Raw genomic sequence first — 23,370 nt, forward strand, 5'->3', positions numbered from 1 at the left:
GGCGCAGGAGCCGGCGCACACGCCCTCGACCGAGAGATCGCCCGCCTCGCCGTGCCCGCCCTCGGCGCCCTCGTCGCCGAGCCGCTCTTCCTCCTCACCGACACGGCGCTCGTCGGGCATCTCGGTGCGGCGCCCCTGGCCGGTCTCGGGGTGGCGAGCGTCGTCCTGCAGACCGCCCTGGGCCTGCTGATCTTCCTCGCCTACGCGACGACTCCCGCGGTGGCGAGGCGTCTCGGCGCCGGCGATCGCGCGGGGGCGATCCGGGCCGGGGTCGACGGGCTGTGGTTCGCCCTCGGGGTGGGCGCCGTGCTGCTCGTGGCGGGGCTCCTGACGGCCCGGCCCCTCGTCGACGCCTTCGACATCGACACCGCCGCCCGGGCCGAAGCCGTCACGTACCTGTCGATCTCGGTGCTCGGCCTGCCGTTCATGCTGCTCGTGGTCGCCGCGACCGGCCTTCTGCGCGGCCTTCAAGACACCCGCACGCCGCTGGTGGTGGCGACCGCCGGCTTCGCGGTGAACGCGGGCCTCAACGCGCTGCTCATCTACGGCTTCCGGTGGGGCATCGCAGGATCCGCAGCCGGCACCGTCCTCGCCCAGCTCGGCATGGCCGCCGTCTATTCGGCGATCGCCGCGAGAGCCGCGCGGCGCGAGAGGGTCTCGCTGCGCCCCGGCCTCGACGGCGTCGGGCGCACCGCCTCGGCGGGCGGATGGCTGCTGATCCGGAACGCGTCGCTGCGGCTGGCCATGCTCGCGACCGTGTCGGTGGCAGCGCGTCTCGGCGTCCACGGTCTCGCCGCGGTGCAGGTGGCGCTGTCGCTCTTCTCGACCATGGCGTTCGCGCTCGACGCGCTGGCGATCGCCGGGCAGGCGATGATCGGGCACGCGCTCGGTTCCGGCGATACTGGGCGGGTGCGGGCGGTCACCCGGCGGCTGATCGGGTGGGGGTCCGTGGGCGGCGCAGGCCTCGGGATCCTGCTGGCCGCGCTGGCGGGTGTACTGGCGCCTGTGTTCACCGGCGACCCCCGCGTGCAGGCGATCGTGCCGGGGCTCGTGCTGGCGATGGCGGCGGGGATCCCGCTGGCCGGTTTCGTGTTCGTGCTCGACGGAGTGCTGCTCGGGGCGGGCGACGCGCGCTATCTGGCCTGGACCGGGGTCGTCGACGTCGCCGTGTACCTGCCGCTGCTGGCGTGGGCCGCGGCATCGGGGTCGCCGGTCGCGCTGTGGTTCGCGTTCGGCCTCGGCTACATCGGGGCGCGCGCCGTCACGCTCGGGCTGCGGACCCTGCGCTGGCGCTGGCTGCCGGCGACGCCGTCGTCCGCCCCCGCCGGAACTCGCTCGTGAACGACACCGACGGAACCTCCTCGCCGGCGAGCAGCCCCAGGACGGCACGCCCGGCGGCCTGACCCTTGGCGATCGCCGGCTGCACCATTGTCGTCAGCCCGTCGGCCGCGGGGTCGTCGACGCGCACGCCGTCGAAGCCGACGACGCTCAGGTCGTCCGGCACGCGCAGCCCCAGCTCGGCGGCCGCCCGGATCACGCCGGTGGCGAGCAGGTCGCTCTGCCCGATGATCGCCGTCGGCCGGTGCGCGGTGTCGGCCAGCAGCTCGCGCCCGGCGACGAGCCCCTCGTCGATGGTGCTGCCGAGCGTCGCGAAGCCGCGCGCCTCGGGGAACACCTCGAAGGCGCCCTTCATCCGCTCGACGGCCGTGTAGGTCGTCGCGCGCCCGATCAGGTCGGGCGTCAGGAGCCGGTGGCGCCGCTCGCGATCGAGCTCCAGCGTCACGAGGGCCACGTCGCGGTGCCCGAGGTCGCGCAGGTGCTGCGCCAGCGCCCTGGTCGCCTCGCGGTTGTCGAGCCCGACGTCGACGACGCCGTCGGCCGGCTCTCCCTCGATCGAGACGATCGGCAGCCCGCGGCGGCGGACCACCGCGACCTTGTCGTCGACGCGCGGGCTGCAGCCGAACAGCACGACGGCGTCGATCGGGGCGTCCACCAGGCTCGAGGGGCCACCGGCCCTCTCCGTGATCAGCAGGAGAGAGTTCCCGGCGGGCCCCGTCACGTCGGCGATGCCATCGAGCATGAGCACGTTCATCGGGTCGCGGAAGGCGTCGCGGAGGCTGTCTTCGAGCACGACTCCGACGATGCCCGAGCGGCCTCGCCGCAGGGACCGCGCGCGGGGGTCGGGGCCGGCGTACCCGAGCTCCTGCGCCGCCGCCTCGACCCTGACGCGCGTCGCCGCCGAGACCGGGCCCGAGTCGTTGAGGGCCAGCGAAGCGGTCGACGGCGAGACGCCGGCGCGGCGCGCGACGTCGGCCAGGGTGGGACGTTCGCCGCTCATGCCTCGACCATAGTCGAATCGATTCGAGAAAACTCTTGTCGGAGTTCCCGACCGTTGTTAGCGTTGTCGTCAGCCCGCCTCGAATCGATTCGAGCGGGCACGATGGCACTCCGACTCCGAGCACGAAGCAGACCGATGGCGACCTCTCCCTCACTCGACACCCGCACCTACGACGGCGGCCTCACGCGCTCGCAGGTCGTCGCCTGGCGCAACGCCGTCTTCGTGGTCTTCGCACTGTCGGGCCTCGGCATCTCGACCTGGCTCGGACGCGTGCCCTCGGTGCGCGACATCCTGCACGCCTCCACGCTCGAGATGGGGTACCTCGCCGGCGGCATCAGCGTCGGCTCGATCATCGGCGTCACCACGTCGAGCCACCTCGTCGCCCGCTTCGGCGCGCGCCGCACGGTCGAGCTGGCGATGTGCGTGGTCGGCCTCGGCATGATCGGCGGCGGCCTGGCCGCGTCGCTCGGCGGCGGCTTCTGGGGCATCATCGGCTTCATGGCCGTCTTCGGCTACGGCAACGGCACCTGCGACGTCGCGATGAACGTCTCGGCCGCGGCCAACGAGCGCGTGCTGGGCCGCACGATCATGCCGATGTTCCACGCGTCGTTCAGCGTCGGCACGATGCTCGGGGCTGCGCTGGGCGCAGGAGCCGAGGCGGTCGGCATCCCGGTCGGCATCCACGTGCCGATCGTGGGCGCCGTGATCGTGGTGGGCACCCTGCTCTCCGCCCGCAACTTCCAGTCGGAGGAGCTCGGCCACGCGCCGCTCGAAGGCGACGACGTCGCCGCGGTGTCGTCCTGGCGGTCGCGCCTCGCCGTCTGGGCGATGCCGTCGACGATCCTCATCGGCCTCATCGTGCTCGGCATGGCGGCGGCCGAGGGCTCGGCGAACGACTGGCTGGCGCTGGCGATGGTCGACGGCTACAAGGTCGACAACGCCGCCGGCACCACGATCTTCTTCGTCTTCGTCACGGCGATCACGCTGGCCAGGGTCGCAGGATCCCCGCTCGTCGACCGCTTCGGCCGCGTCCCGATGCTCCGCGCGAGCGCCGTGTCGGCCGTGGTCGGCCTCCTCCTCGTCATCTTCTCCCCCGCGCTGCCCCTCGCCATCGTCGGCGTCGTGCTCTGGGGCTTCGGCGCGGCCCTCGGGTTCCCGCTGGGCCTCTCGGCGGCGGCCGACGATTCGCGCAACGCGGCCGCCCGGGTGGGTGCCGTCGCGACGATCGGCTACGTCGCCTTCCTCGCGCTGCCCCCGCTCATCGGCTTCCTCGGCGAGCACTTCGGCCTGCTCCGGGCTCTCCTCTCGGTGCTCGTGCTGATCGTCGTCGCGGGCTTCGCGTCGGGTGCCGCCCGCGAGCGCTCGCGGTCGCGCTCGTGAGGCGTCGCGGCGCCCTCCTGGCCTAGGCTTCTCGGGTGCGTCTCGTCATTGCGAAGTGCTCGGTGGACTACGCCGGCCGCCTCTCCGCCCACCTCCCGCTCGCCAACCGCCTGCTGATGGTGAAGAGCGACGGCAGCCTCCTCGTGCACTCCGACGGCGGCAGCTACAAGCCGCTCAACTGGATGAGCCCGCCGTGCACGATCACGATGGACGAGCCCTCCGACGAGCAGCGCGACGCCGGCATCGTCGAGGTGTGGAAGGTGACGCAGAAGAAGACGGACGACATCCTCGTCGTCTCGATCCACGAGATCCTGCACGACTCCGCTCACGAGCTCGGCGTCGACCCCGGCCTCCAGAAGGACGGCGTCGAGGCCCACCTGCAGAAGCTGATGGCCGAGCAGATCGAGGTGCTCGGCGAGGGGCACACCCTCGTGCGCCGCGAGTACATGACCGCGATCGGCCCCGTGGACATCCTGGCCCGCGACGCGGCCGGGGCGGCCGTGGCCGTGGAGATCAAGCGCCGCGGCGACATCGACGGCGTCGAGCAACTCACGCGCTACCTCGAGCTGATGAACCGCGACCCGCACCTCAAGCCGGTCTCCGGAGTCTTCGCCGCCCAGGAGATCAAGCCGCAGGCACGCACTCTCGCCGAGGATCGCGGCATCCGCTGCCTGATCCTCGACTACGACGCCCTGCGCGGGCTGGACGACAGCGAGTCCCGCCTCTTCTGAAATATCGTATTGACTTCGATCGGTTCTCTCGTAGAATGTGTATATCACTATTCGAGAGGACGCCCCGATGTTCCCGACCAACCCGAGCAACCCCCGTCACACGCGCACGCGCCGTTCGTCCGCCAGCCCGATCTTCGACGCCGTCGTGGCCGAGAGAGCCATCGCCCGGCACCCGGTCCGCGCCATCACCGACACTCCGATCTACGCGTCGATCTCGTCGGCTCACTCGAGCCGAGTCGTCGACCCCGACACCGCGCCGCTGTGGATGCTGCCGGCGGCCGAGCCCGCGGGCGTGCCCGCCTCGGCTCCTGCGCCCCGGCCCGCCCCGAGCGACCTCGTGCTGCGATGAGCATCCACAGCGAGCCCCTCAGCGCCGAGCAGCTGACCAGCGCCGAGCGCGACCTCGTCGCCGAGTTGAGCGCGACCGTCGCCCGCCTCTTCTCGGTCGGCCACGACGGCCGCGAGGCGACCGCCCTCTGACGACGCCCCGGGCCGTGCCTGCCCGATCGCGCGGCCAGGACGGCGCCCGCCGCCGCCAGTGAAGAGACACGCCCTAGGCTGGAGGGGATGACCGCCACTCCGCCCTATTCCGTCGTGCTCTTCGACCTCGACGGCACCATCGCCGATTCGGCGCCGGGCATCGTCGCCTCCCTCACCGAGACCATCACCGAGCTCGGTCTGCCGCTTCCGAGCCCCGCCGAGCTGCTCGAGTGGGTCGGGCCGCCGCTGCCCGACAGCTTCACCGCGAAGCTCGGTCTCACCGGCGACGCCCTCGAGGCGGCGATGAAGGCGCACCGCGCCCGCTACTTCACGAAGGGCGCCCTCGACAGCGAGGTGTTCCCGGGCATGGCCGACATCCTGCGGCGCACCCACGAGGCGGGGATCCCGTCGTCGCTCGCGACCTCGAAGCCCGAGGCCCCCGCGACGCTCATGCTCGACCACTTCGGGCTGTCGCAGTACCTCGACGTCATCACCGGCGCCAGCGCCGACGAGGTGCGCAGTGCGAAGGCCGACGTCGTCGAGGAGGCCCTGCGCCGCCTGACGGAGCGCGGCATCGACGTCTCGCGCCCGGTCCTCATCGGCGACCGCCACCACGACGTCGAGGGTGCGGCCGAGCACGGCGTGCCCGTCATCTTCGCCGAGTGGGGCTATGGCAGTCGCGCCGAGCAGGCGGGGGCCATCGCGGTGGCGACGACCCCGGGCGACCTGGTCGAGCTCCTGGGCCTGCCCGCCGAACCCGCGGCGTGAGCGGGGCCGCGGCCCGGGCCGCCCGATCGCCGATCGCCTGGCTGCTCACGCTGGCGATCGTTCTCATCGCGCTGAACCTCCGCGGCACGATCGTCGCGGTCGCGCCGGTCATCGGCCCGATCACCTCCGATCTCGGCCTCTCGACCGTCGTCGCGGGTCTGCTCACGTCGATCCCCGTCCTCTGCTTCGCCGTCGCGAGCCCGCTCGCCTCGGCGGTGATCGCGCGCCTCGGCGCCGAGCGCGCGGTGACCATCAGCCTCCTCGGCATCGTCGCCGGCACCCTCCTGCGCTCGGCGGGCTCGTCGGCCGCGCTGATCGCCGGCACGGTGCTGATCGGCGTCTCGATCACGGTCGGCAACGTGGTGGTGCCGGTCGTCATCCGCCGCGACTTCGCCCCCGAGCGGGTCGGCATCGTCACCGGCATCTACACGTCGGCCCTCAACGTCGGGTCGATGATCACCTCGCTCGGCACGGCCCCGATCGCCGAGGCCACCGGCTGGCCGATCGCGCTGGTGGTCTGGGGCGCGTTCGCGGTGATCGCGGGCGTCGTCTGGTGCGCCTCCGTCGGCGTCCGCTCGGCCCTCCTGGGCGCGCCTACGCTGGGCGAGGGGCCGCAGGATCTCGTCACCGGCCCGATCGAGGTCATCACGGCCAGCATCCCCGTCGTCCGGGCGGCGGCCACCGACGCCACGGAGACGCCCGAGCGCCGGTCGCTGTTCCGCCGCTGGTCGACATGGGGCCTCACCCTCGCCTTCGCCGGGCAGGCATTCGGCTACTACGGCCTGACCGCGTGGATCCCGACGCTCCTGCACTCGGAGGTCGGGCTGTCGGCGGCCGGGGCGGGTGCCAGCTCGTCGGTCTTCCAGATCCTGGCGGTCGTCGGCGCCCTCGGCGTCCCCGTGCTGGCGCTCCGCTGGCATCCGGTGTGGATCATCGGGCTCGTCGGCCTGCTCTGGCTGGTCATGCCCCTCGGGCTCCTCTTCGCGCCGCACCTCTGGCTCGTGTGGTCGCTCTTCGGCGGTGTCGCCCAGGGCGGGGGCATCACGATCGTGTTCATCATCATCGTGAGGATGGCGACGACCGACGTCGAGGCTCGGCGCCTGTCGGCGCTGGTGCAAGGGTGCGGCTACGCGCTCGCGTCGCTCGGGCCGCTCGTGGTCGGCGGAGTCCACGGGGCGACCGGCGGCTGGACGGCCCCGATGCTCGTCGTGTTCGTCTCGGTGCTGACGCTGGGTGTGAGCGGCGTGCTGTCCGCTCGCCGCCTGCGCTAGCCGGTCAGCCGAGCAGCTGCTCCAGCGACAGCGGCGGCCGCCCCGTGATGCGCTCGACGTCGGGCGACACCCGCTCGAGCTCGCCCGACGCGATCGACGTGTAGGTCGAGACCCAGGCGTCGGCCTGCCACGGCTCCGGGTTCCACCGCTGCCGCGACTCGTAGGCCTCGTCGAGGGTCTCGTCGTGGAACGTCACCGTGCGGCCGGTCAGACGCGTGATCGTGTCGGCCGCCTCGGCGAGGGAGAAGGCGGCGGGGCCGGTCAGGTCGTAGGTCTGCCCCGCGGAGGCTTTCGGATCCTGCAGCACCGCCGTAGCCACCGCGGCGACATCGGCGCGCGCGACCGCCGCCATGCGACCGTCGCCCGCCGGGCCGCGGATCACACCGTCGTCGCCCACGAGCTCGGGCACGAAGTCGAGGTAGAAGCTGTCGCGCAGGATCGTGAAGGCCATGCCGCTGTCGCGGATCCGCTGCTCTGTCGCCCAGTGGTCGCGGGCCAGCGTGAAGATCGCGTCGGGGGCGGCGCCGACGAACGAGGTGTAGACGATGTGCTCGACGCCCGCCTCGGCCGCGGCGTCGACGAACGCCTCGTGCTGGGCCAGACGATCGGGTGCCTCGGCGGCCGACACCATCAGCAGGAGCCGGCACCCGGCGAGAGCCCGCAGCGTCGCCTCGCGGTCGCCGTACACGGCCTCGGCCACCCTCGCCTGCTCGAGCCGGGGTGCCCGCCCGGCGTCGCGCACGACCAGTGTCTGCGCGATGCCGGCGCCTGCCAGCCCCCGCGCCACTGCGCCGCCGATGTTGCCCGTCGCACCCGTCACCGCGATCGTCGGAGTCGTCATGCGCTCAGCCAACCATGCGCGGGCCGGCTTGTCGGTGGCGGAGAGCACAATGGCGGCATGTGCGGTCGATTCGTCGTGGCCCGAGCCACCTCCGATCTCCTCCCCGAGCTGCTCGAGGCGGTGCCGTCGCTCGCCGACGCACCGTCGCTGGCGGCGAACTACAACGTCGCCCCGACCAACCCTGTGGCGGCCGTCCGCGAGCGCCACGGCGAGCGCGAACTGGCGCAGCCGCGGTGGGGCTTCGTGCCGGGCTGGTATCCCGACCTCAAGAAGCGCCCGCAGCCGATCAACGCGCGCATCGAGACGGTGTCGACGAGCGGCATGTTCCGCAAGGCTTTCGCCACGGGGCGGTGCGTCATCCCGGCCGACGGCTACTACGAGTGGGTCATCACCGAGCAGGGGAAGCAGCCGCACTACATCTTCGATCCCGACCGCGGCATCGCGATGGCCGGCATCGTCACCGCGTGGCGCGACAGGTCGAAGTCCGACGACGACCCCGACCGCTGGGTGCTCTCGACCGCGATCATCACGCGCGACTCGCATGTGGCGCCGGGCGAGGTGCACGACCGCATGCCGGCCTGTCTCTCGACCGATGCAATCGACGCGTGGCTCGACCCGGAGCTCGTGGCCGACGACGCCCTGGCCCTTCTCGACTCCGCGAGCGAAGCCATCGCGCACGATCTCACGCACTACGAGGTGTCGAAAGACGCGAACAGCGTCCGCAACAACGGCCCGCAGCTCATCGAGCCGCTGCCGACCCCTCGAGCCTGAGCCCGGCGTTGTCAGCCGACGGGGAATGTTGCAGGACTGAACCGGTTCAGCCCACGCATAGGCAACCGTGACCTGCCACTCACACAGGGAGCCCGAGACAGGTCCACACTGGTTCTCTTGTGGCAAAGGAGGACTGTCATGGAATCCCGAAGAGTGACCTCTGTCGAGGTCGACGAACACGGACACGTCAAGCGTCTGCTGAACGACCACGGCGACTGGTCGCCCCAGACCTGCGCTGACGTCGTCGCCGACATGGAGAACGGCGTGTGCTCGTACTTCGTCTCGTGGGCCGGCGACGACCTGCCCGTGCAAACCGCCCATGAGGGCAGTCACGTGCGGCTGGTGGCGCGCAGGAGCCCGGGTGCGATCGACCAGCTGCTGCTCCTGCCCCGGGCCGAGTCGCCCGTGGTCGAGCACGGTTCGCCGACGCACCAGTACGCGCACCTGGGCGACTGACGCCTGCCAAGAGTCGACGCCGGAGGAGACACGACGAGGGCGCAGGATCCGCTGGATCCTGCGCCCTCGCTCTGCTGCCGGTGACTAGGCGACCGGCGCCGCGTCGCGCTTCGGGAGCTTCCAGCCGGGCCGCACGTAGTGGCAGGTGTAGCCGGCGGGGTACTTCTCGAGGTAGTCCTGGTGCTCCTCCTCGGCCTCCCAGAACGGGCCGGCCGCGGTGACCTCGGTGACGACCTTTCCGGGCCAGAGGCCGGAGGCGTCGACGTCGGCGATCGTGTCGAGGGCCGTCTCGCGCTGCGACTCGGAGGTGTAGAAGATCGCCGAGCGGTACGACGTGCCGACGTCGTTGCCCTGGCGGTTCTTCGTCGACGGGTCGTGGATCTGGAAGAAGAACTCCAGCAGGTCGCGGTACGTGATGACGGAGGGGTCGAAGACGATCTCGACGCTCTCGGCGTGGGTGCCGTGGTGACGGTACGTCGCGTTCGCGACGTCGCCGCCGGAGTAGCCGACGCGCGTCGAGAGGACGCCGGGCTGGCGACGGAGCAGCTGCTGGGCTCCCCAGAAGCATCCGCCGGCGAGGATCGCGGTCTCGGTCTGTGCGCTCATGTGTGGCTCCTTCGATCGTCGGGACCGCTGGCTGCGGCTCCTGCGGTGCCGCGCTGTTCGTCCCGACGGGACACCGCGCGGCTCCACTCGACTCAACACGTTTCTCGGCATGAAAGTTCCCGCGTCACGCACGATGCCCGGCCTTTTGTAAGATTCGTAGTGCACACCTACGAAGAGAGCGCCTTTCCATGACTTCAGCCACCGCCACGCGCGTTCGCCCCACCGCCAAGGGCCCGGCTCAGATCGCAGCGATCGTCGTCTCCGTCTTCCTGATCGTCATCGGCATCATCGGGTTCATCCCCGGCATCGTGCCGCACCTCGACCAGATCACGTTCGCCGGCCCGTACTCGGGCGCGTTCGTCTTCAACGTGTTCCAGACCTCGGTGCTGCAGAACATCGTGCACATCGTCTTCGGTCTCGCCGGCTTCGGCGCCGTCGGCAAGCGCGCCAACGCGACGAAGTACATCGCCGGCATGAGCTTCCTGTTCGGCTGCCTCTGGATGTACGGCCTCCTCTTCGGCAACAGCACCTTCGGCGGCAACATCTTCCCGTTCAACCCGGCCGACTTCTCGTTCAACATCGGCCTCAGCATCGCCCTCGGCATCACGGCTCTCGCGACCAGCCAGCTCGCCCTCTTCGGCAGCGACTGGGAGTCCGACGACTAGCCACGCAGGCCGTCCACTTCCTCCGAGGTGGACCGCGACCCCAGGCCCGGCCCTCTGAGACGATCGACGCATGAGCGTGAACGTCGAGGTGGTCCGGGTCTTCTGCGATGACGAGGGCGGGTTCGGCAACGAGCTCGGCATCGTCGAGTCGAGCGCCGACACCGAAGGGCGCGAGCAGGCCATCGCCCGCGAGCTGGGGTTCAGCGAGACGGTCTTCGTCGATGAGGTGTCGGACGGCGTCGCCACGGTGCGCATCTTCACGCCGGCCATGGAGCTGCCCTTCGCCGGGCACCCGAGCGTGGGCACGGCGTGGTGGCTCGGGAGCACGGGGCGACCGGTGCGGATCCTGCGCGAGAAAGCGGGCGAGGTGACCGTGCGGGCCGATGCTGCGGACCCCGCGATGGTCTCGATCGGCGCGCACGCGTCGTGGGCGCCGTCGTTCGACTGGGCCGAGCTCGCGTCGGAGGCCGAGGTCGACGCCCTCGATCCGGCCGACTACTCGGGCGATCACGGCTACTTCTACGCCTGGCTGGACGAGTCGACGGGCTCCCTGCGCTCGCGCATGTTCGCCCCGGTCATGGGCATCGTCGAGGACGAAGCGACCGGGGCAGCCGCCGTGGCGCTCACCGGCCGCCTCGAGCGCGACCTCACCATCAGGCAGGGGCGCGGCTCGAGGATCGCCACGACCTACCTCGGCGAGGGCCGGGTCGAGGTCGGCGGCCGCACGGTCTTCGACCGCACGATCGCGGTCTGACGCGTACCCGGCCTGCCCGGCTGTCTGCCTGCGCGCCGGGCTGCGCGAGCGGTCAGGCCGCGAGCAGGGCAGGCACCTGCGAGAGCGCGCCCGTCATGCCCTCGCGCATGCCCATTCCGAGCACCTTGTCGAGGTCGTCGACGCTGGCGTACGAGGCGACGACCGTCATGCGCGTCGTCGGCCCGTCGGCCTCGAGCGTGATGACCATGTGCATCGACGGCATCGAGGTGTCGGGTTCGCCGTCGTCGGTCGAGAAGCCGTCCTCGAACTCGTAGCGGTGAGGCGCGTCGACCGCGATGGTCCGCCACCAGCCGGGCGCCTTCTCGCCGTCCGGCCCGGTCATGTGGTAGCGCGACTCGCCTCCGGGCTCGACCTCGTGGCGGGTGAACGTCGCCGGCCAGGTCGGCGGACCCCACCAGCGCTCCAGCTGCCGTGGGTCCTCCCACACCTGCCAGACGCGCTCGGGCGGCGCCTCGAAGACGGTGACGAAGGTGAGGGTGCGGTCGTCGCGATCGACGGTCGATTCGATGGTGTCCACGGTGATACCCCTTCAGTCGGCGACTCGGCTGTCGCGGAGGAGGTCGGAGATGCGGTCCGCCCGGTCGACCCAGAGCTGCCGGTAGCGCTCGAGCACGCTCTCGGCCTCGCGGATCGTGTCGACGTCGCCGCGCACGATCTGCTCTCGCCCGCGGCGCTGCTTCCGCACGAGCGCCGCTCTCTCGAGCACCGCGACGTGCTTCTGGATCGCCGCGAAGCTCATGTCGTACCGCCGCGCGAGCGACGACACCGACTGCTCGGTCACCAGCACCCGCTCGACGATGTCACGTCGTGTGGCATCGGAGAGCGCTGCGAAGAGGCGATCGAGCCCATCGGAGTCGAACCTATCTACAACCATTTGGTTGTAGATTAGGGCGCAGGATCCGAGAGCGCAACCCCCTCATGCACCCCGCCTCAGCCCCGCACCGGCGGCGGCCCCACGTACCGCGCTGAGGGCCGGATGATCTTGGGGTCGCGCGCCTGCTCGAGCACGTTCGCGGTCCAGCCGAGCACTCTTGCCGCCGCGAACGTCGAGGTGAAGAGCTCGCGGTCGAGCCCGGCGATCTCCATGACGACGCCGGCGTACCACTCGAGGTTCGTGTGCAGGGCCCTCCCGTGCTTGAGCTGCTCCAGCAGCACCGGGATCCTCTCCTCGACCTGGACCGCCAGCTCGACGCGCGGGCCGCCGAAGCGCTGGGCCACGCGCTTGAGCAGGGCCGAACGAGGGTCTTCGGTGCGGTAGACCGGGTGACCGAACCCCATGATCCTGCGCCCCGCTTCGAGCTCGCCCGCGATCCACTCGTCGGTCCGCGACGGGTCGCCGATGGCGTCGAGGGTGTCGAGCGCGCGCGAAGGCGCGCCTCCGTGAAGCGGACCCGAGAGAGCACCCAGGCCGCCGACCAGGCACGCGGCCGCATCGGCCCCCGTCGACGCGATCACGCGCGACGTGAAGGTCGACGCGTTGAAGCCGTGGTCGATGGCGGCCACGAGGTAGACCGAGAGTGCATCCACGAACTCCGCTGGCGCCTCGTCGCCGCGGATCATCCGCAGATAGTCGGCGACGTAGCCGAGCGCAGGATCCGGCGCCACCGGCTCGAGCCCCGCCGCCAGCCGCGCGAGCGCCGCGATGATCGTCGGCACCACCGCCGCCAGCCCCACCAGGTCGTCGCGCCGCTCGGCCTCGCTCAGGTCGTAGATGGGCCGGAGCCCCCGCTGGGCCCCCTCGATCGCGAGGGCCGCGCGCAAGGCCGACAGTGGTGCAGGCCGCGTTCCGTCGGGCGTGGGCTCGACCAGCGACGGCAGGATCCGAGACAGCGCCGCCGACATGCCCCTCCGCGCCGCGACCTCCGCCCGGAACGACGCGGACTCGCCCGGCGTCGGGAGCTCGCCGTCGAGCAGGAGCCTCCACACGTCCTCAACCGATCGCGTCTCAGCGAGCGAAGTCGCCGGGTACTGCCGGTAGTGGTAGAAGCCCTCGTGGCCCCGGACGTCGCTGAGCTCGGTCTCGGTGACGACGACGTTCGCGAGCCCGCGCGGCACGTCGATGAGGCGGTCGTCCATCCGCGTCGATGTGGTCATGGCGACAGCGAAACACCTAGATTGAGAAGAGACAAGTCAACGTTGATCGGATCAATATGACGGCGCAACGACCGGGCACCCCTCGGCTCACGACTGCCCAGGCGGCCGCCCGGCTCGGCGTCAAGCCGCAGACGCTGTACGCCTACGTCTCGCGCGGCGTCATCTCGAGCGAGCGGGGCGACGAGGGCTCGACGTTCGACGCCCTCGAGGTCGAGGCGCTGTCCGACTCCCGGGGCGCCCGGGCCCGGCGCGCGTCGGCCGTCGCCGGGTCGACGACACGGGGGCAGGAGCCCGCACACCGCCCGGCAGAACCGGGCCGGCCCATGATGGTCATCGACAGCCCGATCACTCTCCTCACCGGCGACGACCTGTACTTCCGGGGGCGCCGCGCGACCGACCTCGCCCGGGAGGGCGGCTTCGAGCGCGCGATCGAGATCCTCTGGCAGACGGGCGCCGATCCTGCGCACCTCACGCCCGACCGCCAGGTCGTCTCGCGTGCCCGTGCGGCCGGGGACCTGCTCGGACCCTCGGCCCGCCTGATCGATCGGCTCGCCCTCACGGTGCAGATCGCCGCCTCGTACGACCCGTTCCGCGACGACCTCGACCCCGTGGCGGTCTTCGCCGCGGCGCGGCGCCTTCTGGCCGAGCTCGTGGCGGCTCTTCCGCTGCGCGGCGAGCCGGCGGCCCCGGAGGCCCCGCTCGCGCATCACCTCTGGCCACGACTGTCGGCGGACGCACCGTCGGGCGACGAGCTGCGGCTGCTCGACGGCGCTCTGATCCTGATGATGGATCACGACCTCGCCACGTCGACACTGGCGGCTCGCGCCGCCGCCTCGGCCCGCGCGAACCCCTACGCCTCCCTCTCGGCCGCCCTCGGCGCGGTCGACAGCGCGCAGCACGGCGCAGCCAGCACGGCCGCGGTGAGCCTGCTGCGCGAGAGCCTCGAGTCGGGCGGCCCCGAGCGCGCCCTCGCCGCGCGCATCCGCGCCGACCGCGGGCTCCCCGGCTTCGGCCACGTGATCTACCGCGAACGCGACCCGAGAGCCGAGTTCGTCTTCGAGGCGCTCGGCAGGCTGCCGCGGTTCCGGGTGGCGGCTGCGGGCGCCGCGCGGCTCTCGGCGATCGTCCGGTCGCGACTGCCGCGGCCGGCGAACGTCGATCTCGCTCTGGCGGCCTTCGCCGTCGGCGGAGGGTTCCCGGACGACGCCGGCCAGGTGATCTTCGCCGTCGCGCGCACGGCCGGCTGGATCGCGCACGTCGTCGACGAGTACGCCCAGGTGCCGCTGAGGATGCGGCCCGAGTCGAGGTACGTGGGACCGGCGCCGTCTCACGATCCTGCGACCGCATGATTATGAAGTTGAGACTTCACAGTTCGAGATACGCAGTCTAGACTGTCGATATGACCTCAGCCTCACCAACCCGCACCGCGCCCGAGGGCGCGTTCGACCGGCGCCTGCTCTCGCCGATGATGCTCGGGTCGATCCTCAACCCGGTCAACTCGTCGATCATCGCGGTCGCGCTCGTGCCGATCGCCACGAGCTTCGGGGCCCCGGCCTCGCAGACCGCCTGGCTCATCTCGGCCCTCTACCTCGCGACGGCCATCGGCCAGCCGCTCGTCGGCCGCCTCGTCGACACGTTCGGGCCGCGACGGCTTCTCGTGGCCGGGGCCGTGCTGACCGGCATCGCGGGCGTGCTCGGCGTTCTCGCGCCGAACATCGGCGTGCTCATCGCCGCGCGCGTGATCCTCGGATTCGGCACCTGCGCCGGCTACCCGGCCTCCATGAGCCTCATCCGCAGCGAGGCGAACCGCACCGGCATCGCGAGCCCGGCCGGCGTGCTCACCGCCCTGGCCGTGACGACCCAGACGATCGCCGTCATCGGCCCCACCCTCGGCGGCCTCCTCATCGGCGTCGGCGGCTGGCGCGCCACGTTCGCCGTCAACATCCCCCTCGCCGTCGCGAGCCTCGTGCTCGCCCTCCTGTTCGTGCCGCGTGCGACCTCCCTCGAGGCCTCCGACGGGGCGCAGGAGCAGGGCCACACCCCCTCCCTGAGACTCGACTACCCCGGCATCCTGCTCTTCGCCGCCACGCTCGTCGCTCTCCTGCTGTTCCTCATGAACGTCGGCCTCGCGTGGTCGCCGCTGCTGCTCGTGGCGGCCGCCGCCGGCACAGGATTCACCCTGCGCGAGCTCCGCACCGCCGACCCGTTCATCGACGTGCGGGTCTTCGCGGGCAACGCGCCGCTGCTCGTGACCTACGCCCGCGGGTTCCTCGCCGCCACCGTGAGCTACTGCTTCCTCTACGGCTTCACCCAGTGGCTGGAGGACGGCCGCGGGCTCGAGCCCTCCGAGGCCGGCCTCCTCCTGCTGCCGACCTTCGCGGTCGGGATCCTGGTGTCGACGCTGACCGGGCGTCGCCCCGAGATCCGCGGCAAGCTGCTCGTCGGCGCCTGCGTGCAGGTCGTCATGTGCGCCCTCATGCTGCTCGTCCACGCCCAGGCGGCCATTCCCTTCCTCGTCGTCATCGCGCTCATCACCGGCGTGCCCCAGGGCCTCAACAACCTCGCGGTGCAGAACGCGCTCTACTACCAGGCCGACCCGGCGCGCATCGGGGCGTCGTCCGGGCTCCTGCGCACCTTCATGTACCTCGGGGCGATCGCGGCCTCCAGCGCCAGCGGGGCCTTCTTCGGCGCCCGCGCCACGACCGGAGGCCTGCACGAGCTCGCCTGGTTCATGCTCGGCGCCGCGGTGATCTTCGTGGCGATCACCGTGGCGGACCGATCGCTCGGGCGGATCAGCCGCGAGAACCGGCGGAAGGCCGAAGCGGCGAAGGCGGGCGCCGCGGCCTGAGGGGCCAGGGGCTCGTCTGCGCGACGGGCCGGCCCCGCGAACGGGGACCACCCGATTCGAACCCCGGCGCACTAGGCTGTCACTGGTCATGTCCACATGTGACCAGGCGACGATCTCGCGTCGCCAGCCAGGTCGGAGGTTCCCGTGCCCGCCAAGCAGACGCCAGCGCCACTCGACGCGCCCGCGCCGGGCATCGTGCTGGGCGCGGTGCCGAAGCACGAGCAGCTGCGGCGGATCCTGCGCGACCTCGCTCTCGACCGGCTGCAGCCCGGCAGCGCGATCCCGTCCGAACGACAGCTGATCGCCGACTACGGCGTGAGCCGGATCACCGTGCGCGAGGCCGTGGGCCAGCTCGTGAACGAGGGGATCCTCACCAGGGTCCGCGGCAAGGGCACGTTCGTCGCGCATCGCGCCGTGCAGTCGACCCTGCACCTCGCCTCGTTCACACAGGAGATGGCGTCGCTCGGCCACGTGCCGACGACAGTCGTCCTCGTCCGCGAGGAGGCCCGGCTTCCGGCCGACACCGCTGCGGCTCTGGGCCTGGCACCCGACGACACCGGGTTCCACGTGAAACGACTTCGCCTCGCCGACGGCGCACCGGTCTCGATCGACGACGCCTGGTTCGCGCGGGCGCCCTACCCGGGGCTCCTCGACCACGACCTGTCGAAGTCGATCTACGCGCTGGCCGCCGAGCGCTACGACGCACCGATCGTGCGGGCGCGACAGACCGTGGCCGCCGAGCCCGCGCCCGACGACGTGGCGACGCTGCTCGGCACGAAGACGTCGGCGCCGGTGCTCGTCTTCGACCGCGTCTCGTACGCCGCAGCAGGGCCCGTCGAGCACACGCGCAGCTGGTACCGGAGCGACCGCTATCGGGTGCAGATGGAGGTCTCCGCGCGCGAAGAGCCCGCTCTGCGGGGTGCGTAACCGCACGGGGCAGTGTCGTTCACGACACAGTGTCGCGCCGAGGCCTGGCGAGACCTTCTCGGCAGGCGGCGTCAGACCTCGAAGAGCGCGGCGCCCGACTCGATCGGCGACCCGACTGCATCCTGCGCCACCGAATCAGGCGCCGAGCCCAGGATCACGACGGGGCACACGGGCGAGTAGCCCGCTTCGACGATGACCGCCGGGTCGAAGCGCACGACGACGTCGCCCGCCTCGACCTGCGAACCCTCGTCGGCCACGAGCTCGAAGCCGCGGCCGGAGAGCTTCACCGTGTCGATGCCGACGTGGACCAGCAGCTCGGTGCCGTCGTCGCCCTGCATCGCGTAGGCGTGCGGGTGCAGCTTGACGATCGTGCCCGCGATGGGCGCGACGGCGCTGACGGTGGCGGCGTCGGACGCACTTGCCGCCGTTGGAACGACGGCGACGCCGGCCCCGACGAGCTGCCCGGCGAACACCGGGTCGGGCACGTCGGCGAGCGCGATCACGTCGCCGGCGAACGGCGTGAGGACGCGCGTCACAGGAGGTCTTCGATCTCCTGCGCCAGGTTGTCGGCCTCGGGGCCCACGATGACCTGGATGCCCGTGCCGATGGCGACGACGGCGATCGCGCCTGCCGCCTTGAGCGCCGCCTGGTCGACCAGCGACGGGTCCGAGACCTCGGTGCGGAGTCGCGTGATGCAGCCCTCGACCTCTTCGATGTTGTCGGCGCCGCCGAGCGCGGTGATGATGTCTTCCGCCTTGGACATGTTTCCTCCTCGTTTCGACTCCGGCTCTCGGGTTGACATCGATGCGTCATTCCGTCGAGACTGACCACTGGTCATGACCGGACAGGACCGGGTTGCTTGAACCGAGGCTACCCGTGAACCGCGGCCTTCGACAACCGACGCTCCATTCGGGCACCGCCCAACGACGAGAGGAACCACGATGAGCACGGCATCAGCAACCGAAGCCGCTGCGGCGGCCAAGCCGCCGAAGAGGCAGAGCAGGGCCTTCGCCAACCTGCAGCGACTCGGTCGGAGCCTCATGCTCCCGATCGCCGTGCTGCCCGCCGCGGGCATCCTGCTGCGACTCGGGCAGGGCGACCTCCTCGGGGCGATCCCCGGGTTCGGCCAGTGGGCGGCGGTCATCTCCGCGGCCGGCAACGGCGTGTTCTCCTGGCTGCCGCTGATCTTCGCGGTCGGCATCGCCATCGGCTGGGCGAAGAAGTCCGACGGCTCGACCGCCCTCGCCGCCGTCGTCGGCTACATGGTGCTCTACACGGTGTTCACGGCCATGTCGCCGATCGTGCTGGGCACCGCCAAGAACGCGGCAGGCACGGTGCCGACGATCAACTTCGGCGTGCTCGGCGGCATCGTCATGGGTCTCGTCTCGGCGAACCTGTGGCAGCGGTTCCACCGCACGAAGCTGCCCGACTTCATCGGCTTCTTCTCCGGTCGCCGCCTCGTGCCGATCCTCTCCGCGATCTCCGGCCTGATCATCGGCATCGCGATGTCGTTCGTGTACATCCCGTTCAACGCGGCCATCACCTGGCTCGGCGAGACGGCCGCGACGAATTCGGTGGTCGGCGGTGGTCTCTACGGCCTCGCGAACCGCCTCCTCATCCCGACCGGCCTGCACCAGATCCTCAACTCCGTCGTCTGGTTCCTCGTGGGCGACTACCACGGGGCCCATGGCGACCTGACGCGCTTCTTCGCGGGCGACCCGCACGCCGGCATCTTCATGACCGGCTTCTTCCCGATCATGATGTTCGGTCTGCCCGGTGCCGCCCTGGCGATCTGGCGCAACGCCAAGCCCTCGCAGAAGAAGGTCGTCGGCGGCATCATGCTGTCGGCCGCCCTCACCTCGTTCGTCACCGGCATCACCGAGCCCCTCGAGTATTCGTTCATGTTCGTGGCGTGGCCGCTCTACGTCATCCACGCGGTCCTCACCGGCACCTCGCTCGCGCTCGTGAACGCGCTCGGCATCCACGACGGCTTCACCTTCTCCGCCGGCGCGATCGACTACGTCCTCAACTTCGGCAAGGCGCACAACGCCATCTGGCTGATCCCGATCGGAATCGGCTACGGGCTGATCTACTACTTCCTCTTCGGATTCGTGATCAGACGCTGGAACCTCCGCACGCCAGGTCGCGAGGAGGACACCGCGACGAGTCCGGAGTCCGTCGAGGCCGCGACCGCGGAGTAGGCGCAGGGCGCAGGATCCCGCGGAGGCCGCACGGCTGACAGTGGCCGGCGATACTCTCGCCGCGTGACCTCCCGATCCTGCGCCCAGCCCGGGTGCTCGGCGGCGAGTGAGCCCGACGCTCCGGTCGCTCTGTGCGGCGCGCATCTGGCGGCCGCGGCCGAGTGGGTGGGCGAGGCGTCCGGGGTGACCGAGCCGCTGCCTGCGCCCTGCGTGGCGTGCGGGTCGCGCCTCGGAGTGACGTACCGGTCGGGCCGGCTCTGCGCCGTGTGCGAGTGGCGGTTCGGCGACGTGGCCGACGGCGAGCTCGCGCCGCCGCGGGTCGACGTCGTCTACTACCTGCGCTTCGGCGAGCGCATCAAGATCGGCACGACCGCCAACCCGCGGCAGCGATTCGCTCAGCTGCGCTTCGACGAGCTGCTCGCGTTCGAGCGGGGCGATCGGGCCGTCGAGCAGGCCCGTCACCGGCAGTTCGCGGCGTGGCGGGAGGGCGGCGAGTGGTTCACGGCGTCGCCTTCGCTCGTCGATCACGTGGCGTTGGTCGCTGCGGGGCACCCGGACCCCTGGGCCCTCTACGCCCGCTGGCGATCGGAGGCGCTGGCGCTGCGCGTGTCGTGACGCGGCCGCGGTGTCAGCGCAGGTAGGCGTCGACGAAGAGCGGCCCGCGGATCGCCCGGAACGTGTCGAGCAGCCGCGGCACGGTCGAGCGCGACAGCCCGGCCACGGTCAGGTCGAACGGGCCAAGCGCGGGCAGCCGCCCCGTGCGGATCCGCACGACCTCCCATCGCACGCCCCGCAGGGACCGGTCTTTGCGGCGGTCGGCTGCCTCGCGCGCACCGACGTGCTCGAGTCCGTGGCGCCCCGTCGAGTCGTACTCGACGGCCACCTGCAGCTCTGGAATCACGACGTCGGGCCACGCCTCGAGGTGATCGAAGAACGGTCGCGGCAGCTTCACCGCGTTGACGTCGGCCGTGAACGAGAGCCTCTCGGCGAGCGCGGCCCGAAGCTCCTGCTCGACGGCCGACGCCGGGAGCGGGGCGCAGGAGCTGACGAACGCCACCCCGTCGGCAAGCCGCGGCGTCTTCGGGCACACCCTCTCGACCGCCGGCCGACGTGTCGCCGCGGGGCGGTCGGGGCGCAGGGGTCTGCGCTCGAGAGACGACGCCGTGCTCAGCCAGTCGGTGCCGGTCTCTGCCAGCCGCCCGGGCCGCATCGGGATCGCCGGCGCCTTCGGTCGGGTGCCGGCCCCCTCCGAGCACTGCGGGCACCACGCCGACCGCCGCCTCTGCCGACCTGGTCGCGATCGCTGCTCGTCGGGCGTCGCGACGAAGAGATGGCCGACCTCGCACTGCCAGCAGAGGTAGACGTCGGCGGCGGGCGGGATCTGGCTCAGGACGATGCCGGAGTTGAACTCGGGGTGATACTGGCGGACGAGCGCGGGGTACGAGGCCCACGCCTCGCGGTAGGCGCCCACGGCGTAGGGCACGGCCTGCCCGCGCGACGTCTGCCGTCGCGCCCACCAGGCGTCGATCGGCTCGGGCACGGGGGCAGGTTACGCCCGGCCACCGACATGGCAAGGGGCCTGACTCGCCGCAACAGCAACGAGTCAGGCCAGCGTCGAGTCAGGCCCGGTGCGACCTACTTGGCCTGGAGGTCCCGCGTGTGGACGACGGAGCGGTCGTCGTCGGACACGAACATGAACGTCTTCGCGCCGGCGGGCAGCACGACGGACGCCTTCCGCACGCCCGACGCGTCGGCCGTGGCGTAGATGCTGGCGACGCTCATGCCGCTGGCATCCACGACATCGCCCAGGACGACGCGACCCGCCTGGCCGGTGCCGGTGAAGGTCTTCACGGCTCCGGGCGTGAACGCGGCGTCGGAGGTGACCGTCGCGCCGAGGGCCGAGTCGCTGCCCGCGGTGAGCGGAGCGGTGACCGGGGCGGGAGCACCCGAGGCGTACACGAGCACCGAGGCGGTCGCGCTGCTCGGCGTGACGCCGATCGACCAGTGACCGAACGAGTCGATCGTCGTGTAGGTGCTGCCGAGCACGGCGCCGGAGGCGTCGTACAGCTCGACGTACAGCACCTGGTTGGCGGGCCCGGTGCCCTCGAGGGTCTTCGTCGTGCCGGGCTTGAAGGTCGAGCTCGACGTGATGGCCAACTGTCCGGCGGCCTTCGTCGAGGCGGCAGCCGAGACGGGCGCGGTGACCGCGTCGGTCGTGGCGGCGTTGGCGCCGACGGCGGTGCCGAGGGTGCCGAGAGCGACGGCGCCGCAGACGAGCGCGGCGGCGAACTTCTTGTTCATGGTTCTCGTTTCGTTCAGAGGGAGGCGACGCAGGTGCGCGCCATCGAACGATGGTCTCATGCTGGATATTACATTCTACTGATATCCACAGGGGCCTCTGCCCTGCGCCGCAGAGGCGTAGCGTGAAGGCCATGGATCTGCAGCTGACCGGCCGTGTCGCACTCGTCGTCGGAGGGGCCGGCTACATCGGCTCCGCGATCACCACCCGGCTGCGGGCGGAGGGGGCGACGACGATCGTCGCATCACGTCGACCGGGCGAGGGGCAGTCGGGCGAGGGCGCACCGGGCGAGCGCGTGGTGCTGGACACCTCGGATCCTGCGTCCGTCAGCGCCGCGATCGACGAGGTGCTCGCGGCGCACGGCCGCATCGACGCACTCATCGTCACAGCCGCGCCCAGCGCCCAGACTCTCGACCCGGCGAAGCACGCCGACCCCGAGCAGGCGCTCGAGGCGATCAACGGCAAGGCCATGGGCTTCCTTCGCGTGGCCAACGCCGTGCTGCCGTCGATGAGCGAGAGGGGCTTCGGCCGCGTCGTCGTGCTGAGCGGCCAGAACGCCTACATCGCCAGCAGCATCACGGCGTCGGTGCGGAACGGCGCGACGAACATCATCGCGAAGAACCTCGCCGACTCCCTCGCCGGCTCGGGTGTGCAGGTCAACGTCGTCAATCCGGGCGTGGTCGCCGACGACCCGAAGGGCGACGTCGACCTCGCGCGCGGCGGGGAGTCCAGCCCGACGCAGATCGCCGATCTCGTGGCGTTCCTATGCTCACCGCTGTCGGCACTCAGCGGCGAGTCGATCTCGATCGCCCACAGGATGCGCGGCATCGTCACGCTCTGATGCTCGCCGGCGCCGAAGCGCCCGACCTCAGAACTGGCGGGTCTGCGTCTGCGCCGAGCCGCTACCGGCCCTGGTGCGCGCCTCACTCTGAGTCCGCGCGATGTCGGCCTCGTGTCGGCCCTCGCGGGACTCCTCACTGCGTTCCGCGCGCTCGGCGCGCGTGAGGCCGAGCGCGTGGCGCCGACGGAAGACGTTCGACACCAGGGCCAGAGCGATCAGCACGGCCAGCCCGGCCATCACCACGAGGAAGATCATGGCCCGACCCTAGACCTGAGTGTCGCTCGCCACCATCCCCCCGAGGGGAAGAATCGCGCGCAGCCGCGAGCAGCTCGGTCAGCTCGTCGCGCACCCGCTCCAGCTGAGCCAGGGGCAGCCCGAGGCGCTCGACGATCTGTCCCGGCACCGCCAGCGCCTGCTTGCGGAGCGCGGCGCCCGCCGGCGTCAGGGCGACGTCCATCGCCCGCTCGTCCGCGGCGCTGCGCGACCGCGTGAGCAGACCGGCCGCCTCCAGCCGCTTGAGCAGCGGCGACAGGGTGGCGGAGTCGAGCGCGAGCGCATCTCCGATCCCCCGCACCGTCCGGGGGCTGCGCTCCCAGAGCGCGAGCATCACGAGGTACTGCGGGTGCGTCAGGCCGAGCGGCTCGAGCACGGGCCGGTAGAGGGCGATCACGCTCCGGCTCGCGGCGGCGAGCGCGAAGCAGACCTGTCGGTCGAGGCTCAGAGGATCTTCCACGTGCTCAGCTTAACGCGTACACTAATCATTCGTGTACGAACGAATTTCGAGACGGCAGCGAGCGGCGACACCCTTCGACGGGCAGCGGGGTTTCTGGGCACGTATCAACCGGGCGCTCTACCCGCTCGCCGGCCCCGCGTCGCTCGGCGCGGGCCACCCCGAAGAGCCCTACCGCGCTCCTGCCGACCCGCTCTGCCCGATCTGCGGCACCCCACTCGCCACGCACGACATCGACCGCTCGCTGCCCGGGGCCCGAGCACGCCTCACCTGCCCGACCTGACGGGCGCAGGAGCCGGCGACACCCGCACGACAGCCTCCCGCCGCCCCGCCGAACCGCCCGCACGG

General features: G+C 71.5%; 29 protein-coding genes. 18 read left to right on the forward strand and 11 right to left on the reverse strand.

Annotated features, from left to right (window positions below; translation table 11 throughout):
- Positions 1–51: 51 nt before the first annotated feature.
- Positions 52–1,341, forward strand: a complete 1,290-nt coding sequence (locus C8E83_RS14285) for an MATE family efflux transporter (protein WP_121370509.1) — start codon at positions 52–54, stop codon at positions 1,339–1,341.
- On the opposite strand, the gene C8E83_RS14290 is transcribed toward C8E83_RS14285, so the two are convergent.
- Positions 1,262–2,338 (reverse strand): substrate-binding domain-containing protein, encoded by a 1,077-nt coding sequence (locus tag C8E83_RS14290; protein WP_121370510.1) that lies wholly within the window; start codon positions 2,336–2,338, stop codon positions 1,262–1,264. The genes C8E83_RS14285 and C8E83_RS14290 overlap by 80 nt on opposite strands.
- 135 nt (positions 2,339–2,473) lie before the next feature.
- Between C8E83_RS14290 and C8E83_RS14295 the strand changes: the two genes are divergently transcribed.
- The 6 genes from C8E83_RS14295 (at position 2,474) to C8E83_RS14315 (ending at position 6,968) form a co-directional block, all read left to right on the forward strand.
- Entirely contained in the window at positions 2,474–3,718 is a 1,245-nt protein-coding gene (locus C8E83_RS14295; protein ID WP_121370511.1) for an MFS transporter, read from the forward strand.
- Between the two features lie 35 nt (positions 3,719–3,753).
- Positions 3,754–4,449, forward strand: coding sequence for an endonuclease NucS (gene nucS, locus C8E83_RS14300; protein WP_121370512.1), 696 nt, complete (start codon positions 3,754–3,756; stop codon positions 4,447–4,449).
- A 67-nt stretch (positions 4,450–4,516) separates the two neighbouring features.
- Complete coding sequence (locus C8E83_RS14305) at positions 4,517–4,798, forward strand: hypothetical protein (protein WP_121370513.1); 282 nt, start codon at positions 4,517–4,519, stop codon at positions 4,796–4,798.
- Positions 4,795–4,929, forward strand: coding sequence for a hypothetical protein (locus C8E83_RS20035; protein ID WP_281270818.1), 135 nt, complete (start codon positions 4,795–4,797; stop codon positions 4,927–4,929). The genes C8E83_RS14305 and C8E83_RS20035 overlap by 4 nt, the downstream gene beginning before the upstream one ends.
- A gap of 87 nt (positions 4,930–5,016) precedes the next feature.
- The gene (locus C8E83_RS14310; RefSeq protein ID WP_121370514.1) at positions 5,017–5,697 is read left to right on the forward strand and encodes an HAD hydrolase-like protein; all 681 of its coding nucleotides are present in this window, start codon (positions 5,017–5,019) and stop codon (positions 5,695–5,697) included.
- Positions 5,694–6,968, forward strand: a complete 1,275-nt coding sequence (locus tag C8E83_RS14315) for an MFS transporter (protein WP_121370515.1) — start codon at positions 5,694–5,696, stop codon at positions 6,966–6,968. The genes C8E83_RS14310 and C8E83_RS14315 overlap by 4 nt, the downstream gene beginning before the upstream one ends.
- Positions 6,969–6,972: 4 nt before the next feature.
- Here the strand turns inward: C8E83_RS14315 and C8E83_RS14320 are convergent, their stop codons facing one another.
- On the reverse strand, positions 6,973–7,809 hold the full coding sequence (locus tag C8E83_RS14320) for an SDR family oxidoreductase (RefSeq protein ID WP_121370516.1): 837 nt from the start codon (positions 7,807–7,809) through the stop codon (positions 6,973–6,975).
- A gap of 57 nt (positions 7,810–7,866) precedes the next feature.
- On the opposite strand from C8E83_RS14320, the gene C8E83_RS14325 reads away from it, so the two are divergent.
- Together C8E83_RS14325 and C8E83_RS14330 are read left to right on the forward strand one after the other, a co-directional pair.
- Entirely contained in the window at positions 7,867–8,580 is a 714-nt protein-coding gene (locus C8E83_RS14325) for an SOS response-associated peptidase (protein ID WP_121370517.1), read from the forward strand.
- 138 nt (positions 8,581–8,718) lie between these two features.
- A complete protein-coding gene (locus tag C8E83_RS14330; RefSeq protein ID WP_147430187.1) occupies positions 8,719–9,036 on the forward strand; it encodes a hypothetical protein in 318 nt (105 codons plus the stop codon).
- A gap of 84 nt (positions 9,037–9,120) precedes the next feature.
- On the opposite strand, the gene msrA is transcribed toward C8E83_RS14330, so the two are convergent.
- Complete coding sequence (gene msrA, locus C8E83_RS14335; RefSeq protein WP_121370519.1) at positions 9,121–9,642, reverse strand: peptide-methionine (S)-S-oxide reductase MsrA; 522 nt, start codon at positions 9,640–9,642, stop codon at positions 9,121–9,123.
- Positions 9,643–9,830: 188 nt separating this feature from the next.
- On the opposite strand from msrA, the gene C8E83_RS14340 reads away from it, so the two are divergent.
- Together C8E83_RS14340 and C8E83_RS14345 are read left to right on the forward strand one after the other, a co-directional pair.
- Positions 9,831–10,307 carry a DUF4383 domain-containing protein gene (locus C8E83_RS14340; RefSeq protein ID WP_121370520.1) on the forward strand — a complete coding sequence of 159 codons (477 nt, stop codon included), beginning with the start codon at positions 9,831–9,833 and terminating at the stop codon, positions 10,305–10,307.
- A gap of 70 nt (positions 10,308–10,377) precedes the next feature.
- On the forward strand, positions 10,378–11,061 hold the full coding sequence (locus C8E83_RS14345; protein ID WP_121370521.1) for a PhzF family phenazine biosynthesis protein: 684 nt from the start codon (positions 10,378–10,380) through the stop codon (positions 11,059–11,061).
- Positions 11,062–11,113: 52 nt separating this feature from the next.
- Here C8E83_RS14345 and C8E83_RS14350 read toward each other — a convergent pair whose 3' ends face one another.
- Genes C8E83_RS14350 through C8E83_RS14360 form a run of 3 tightly spaced genes read right to left on the reverse strand, consistent with a single transcriptional unit; the run spans position 11,114 to position 13,176 of the window.
- Positions 11,114–11,599, reverse strand: coding sequence for an SRPBCC family protein (locus tag C8E83_RS14350; RefSeq protein ID WP_121370522.1), 486 nt, complete (start codon positions 11,597–11,599; stop codon positions 11,114–11,116).
- 12 nt (positions 11,600–11,611) lie between these two features.
- Positions 11,612–11,956 (reverse strand): ArsR/SmtB family transcription factor, encoded by a 345-nt coding sequence (locus C8E83_RS14355; RefSeq protein WP_121370523.1) that lies wholly within the window; start codon positions 11,954–11,956, stop codon positions 11,612–11,614.
- Positions 11,957–12,012: 56 nt separating this feature from the next.
- The gene (locus C8E83_RS14360) at positions 12,013–13,176 is read right to left on the reverse strand and encodes a citrate/2-methylcitrate synthase (protein ID WP_245981684.1); all 1,164 of its coding nucleotides are present in this window, start codon (positions 13,174–13,176) and stop codon (positions 12,013–12,015) included.
- Between the two features lie 56 nt (positions 13,177–13,232).
- On the opposite strand from C8E83_RS14360, the gene C8E83_RS14365 reads away from it, so the two are divergent.
- The 3 genes from C8E83_RS14365 (at position 13,233) to C8E83_RS14375 (ending at position 16,951) form a co-directional block, all read left to right on the forward strand.
- A complete protein-coding gene (locus C8E83_RS14365; RefSeq protein ID WP_121370525.1) occupies positions 13,233–14,525 on the forward strand; it encodes a citrate synthase in 1,293 nt (430 codons plus the stop codon).
- A 50-nt stretch (positions 14,526–14,575) separates the two neighbouring features.
- Complete coding sequence (locus tag C8E83_RS14370) at positions 14,576–16,024, forward strand: MFS transporter (RefSeq protein ID WP_211331705.1); 1,449 nt, start codon at positions 14,576–14,578, stop codon at positions 16,022–16,024.
- 144 nt (positions 16,025–16,168) lie between these two features.
- Positions 16,169–16,951, forward strand: a complete 783-nt coding sequence (locus C8E83_RS14375; RefSeq protein ID WP_245981686.1) for a GntR family transcriptional regulator — start codon at positions 16,169–16,171, stop codon at positions 16,949–16,951.
- A 71-nt stretch (positions 16,952–17,022) separates the two neighbouring features.
- On the opposite strand, the gene C8E83_RS14380 is transcribed toward C8E83_RS14375, so the two are convergent.
- Together C8E83_RS14380 and C8E83_RS14385 are read right to left on the reverse strand one after the other, a co-directional pair.
- Positions 17,023–17,487, reverse strand: coding sequence for a PTS sugar transporter subunit IIA (locus C8E83_RS14380; protein ID WP_121370526.1), 465 nt, complete (start codon positions 17,485–17,487; stop codon positions 17,023–17,025).
- Entirely contained in the window at positions 17,484–17,753 is a 270-nt protein-coding gene (locus tag C8E83_RS14385; protein ID WP_281270819.1) for a PTS sugar transporter subunit IIB, read from the reverse strand. Before C8E83_RS14385 ends, C8E83_RS14380 begins: the two co-directional genes overlap by 4 nt.
- 139 nt (positions 17,754–17,892) lie before the next feature.
- Between C8E83_RS14385 and C8E83_RS14390 the strand changes: the two genes are divergently transcribed.
- Positions 17,893–19,152: a PTS transporter subunit EIIC gene (locus tag C8E83_RS14390; protein WP_121370528.1), complete on the forward strand. Its 1,260-nt coding sequence runs from the start codon at positions 17,893–17,895 to the stop codon at positions 19,150–19,152.
- Positions 19,153–19,215: 63 nt separating this feature from the next.
- Positions 19,216–19,767 carry a GIY-YIG nuclease family protein gene (locus tag C8E83_RS14395; RefSeq protein WP_121370529.1) on the forward strand — a complete coding sequence of 184 codons (552 nt, stop codon included), beginning with the start codon at positions 19,216–19,218 and terminating at the stop codon, positions 19,765–19,767.
- Between the two features lie 13 nt (positions 19,768–19,780).
- Here the strand turns inward: C8E83_RS14395 and C8E83_RS14400 are convergent, their stop codons facing one another.
- The gene (locus C8E83_RS14400; protein ID WP_121370530.1) at positions 19,781–20,692 is read right to left on the reverse strand and encodes a zinc-ribbon domain-containing protein; all 912 of its coding nucleotides are present in this window, start codon (positions 20,690–20,692) and stop codon (positions 19,781–19,783) included.
- 95 nt (positions 20,693–20,787) lie between these two features.
- Positions 20,788–21,453, reverse strand: coding sequence for a hypothetical protein (locus tag C8E83_RS14405; RefSeq protein ID WP_121370531.1), 666 nt, complete (start codon positions 21,451–21,453; stop codon positions 20,788–20,790).
- A 131-nt stretch (positions 21,454–21,584) separates the two neighbouring features.
- On the opposite strand from C8E83_RS14405, the gene C8E83_RS14410 reads away from it, so the two are divergent.
- On the forward strand, positions 21,585–22,292 hold the full coding sequence (locus tag C8E83_RS14410) for an SDR family NAD(P)-dependent oxidoreductase (protein WP_121370532.1): 708 nt from the start codon (positions 21,585–21,587) through the stop codon (positions 22,290–22,292).
- Between the two features lie 133 nt (positions 22,293–22,425).
- On the opposite strand, the gene C8E83_RS14415 is transcribed toward C8E83_RS14410, so the two are convergent.
- Complete coding sequence (locus C8E83_RS14415; RefSeq protein ID WP_121370533.1) at positions 22,426–23,025, reverse strand: MarR family winged helix-turn-helix transcriptional regulator; 600 nt, start codon at positions 23,023–23,025, stop codon at positions 22,426–22,428.
- Between the two features lie 31 nt (positions 23,026–23,056).
- Between C8E83_RS14415 and C8E83_RS14420 the strand changes: the two genes are divergently transcribed.
- Positions 23,057–23,305, forward strand: coding sequence for a hypothetical protein (locus C8E83_RS14420; protein ID WP_121370534.1), 249 nt, complete (start codon positions 23,057–23,059; stop codon positions 23,303–23,305).
- Positions 23,306–23,370: the final 65 nt, after the last annotated feature.

The sequence above is a fragment of the Frondihabitans australicus genome, assembly GCF_003634555.1.
GTDB lineage: Bacteria > Actinomycetota > Actinomycetes > Actinomycetales > Microbacteriaceae > Frondihabitans > Frondihabitans australicus.

What these genes read in the sequence shown, in the direction of transcription:
- C8E83_RS14290 (WP_121370510.1), bottom strand. Translation starts at nt 2,338, where the DNA reads ATGAGCGGCGAACGTCCCACCCTGGCCGACGTCGCGCGCCGCGCCGGC.
- C8E83_RS14295 (WP_121370511.1), top strand. Translation starts at nt 2,474, where the DNA reads ATGGCGACCTCTCCCTCACTCGACACCCGCACCTACGACGGCGGCCTC.
- C8E83_RS14305 (WP_121370513.1), top strand. Translation starts at nt 4,517, where the DNA reads ATGTTCCCGACCAACCCGAGCAACCCCCGTCACACGCGCACGCGCCGT.
- C8E83_RS20035 (WP_281270818.1), top strand. Translation starts at nt 4,795, where the DNA reads ATGAGCATCCACAGCGAGCCCCTCAGCGCCGAGCAGCTGACCAGCGCC.
- C8E83_RS14310 (WP_121370514.1), top strand. Translation starts at nt 5,017, where the DNA reads ATGACCGCCACTCCGCCCTATTCCGTCGTGCTCTTCGACCTCGACGGC.
- C8E83_RS14320 (WP_121370516.1), bottom strand. Translation starts at nt 7,809, where the DNA reads ATGACGACTCCGACGATCGCGGTGACGGGTGCGACGGGCAACATCGGC.
- C8E83_RS14325 (WP_121370517.1), top strand. Translation starts at nt 7,867, where the DNA reads ATGTGCGGTCGATTCGTCGTGGCCCGAGCCACCTCCGATCTCCTCCCC.
- C8E83_RS14330 (WP_147430187.1), top strand. Translation starts at nt 8,719, where the DNA reads ATGGAATCCCGAAGAGTGACCTCTGTCGAGGTCGACGAACACGGACAC.
- msrA (WP_121370519.1), bottom strand. Translation starts at nt 9,642, where the DNA reads ATGAGCGCACAGACCGAGACCGCGATCCTCGCCGGCGGATGCTTCTGG.
- C8E83_RS14340 (WP_121370520.1), top strand. Translation starts at nt 9,831, where the DNA reads ATGACTTCAGCCACCGCCACGCGCGTTCGCCCCACCGCCAAGGGCCCG.
- C8E83_RS14345 (WP_121370521.1), top strand. Translation starts at nt 10,378, where the DNA reads ATGAGCGTGAACGTCGAGGTGGTCCGGGTCTTCTGCGATGACGAGGGC.
- C8E83_RS14355 (WP_121370523.1), bottom strand. Translation starts at nt 11,956, where the DNA reads ATGGTTGTAGATAGGTTCGACTCCGATGGGCTCGATCGCCTCTTCGCA.
- C8E83_RS14360 (WP_245981684.1), bottom strand. Translation starts at nt 13,176, where the DNA reads ATGACCACATCGACGCGGATGGACGACCGCCTCATCGACGTGCCGCGC.
- C8E83_RS14365 (WP_121370525.1), top strand. Translation starts at nt 13,233, where the DNA reads ATGACGGCGCAACGACCGGGCACCCCTCGGCTCACGACTGCCCAGGCG.
- C8E83_RS14370 (WP_211331705.1), top strand. Translation starts at nt 14,576, where the DNA reads ATGACCTCAGCCTCACCAACCCGCACCGCGCCCGAGGGCGCGTTCGAC.
- C8E83_RS14385 (WP_281270819.1), bottom strand. Translation starts at nt 17,753, where the DNA reads ATGTCAACCCGAGAGCCGGAGTCGAAACGAGGAGGAAACATGTCCAAG.
- C8E83_RS14390 (WP_121370528.1), top strand. Translation starts at nt 17,893, where the DNA reads ATGAGCACGGCATCAGCAACCGAAGCCGCTGCGGCGGCCAAGCCGCCG.
- C8E83_RS14405 (WP_121370531.1), bottom strand. Translation starts at nt 21,453, where the DNA reads ATGAACAAGAAGTTCGCCGCCGCGCTCGTCTGCGGCGCCGTCGCTCTC.
- C8E83_RS14410 (WP_121370532.1), top strand. Translation starts at nt 21,585, where the DNA reads ATGGATCTGCAGCTGACCGGCCGTGTCGCACTCGTCGTCGGAGGGGCC.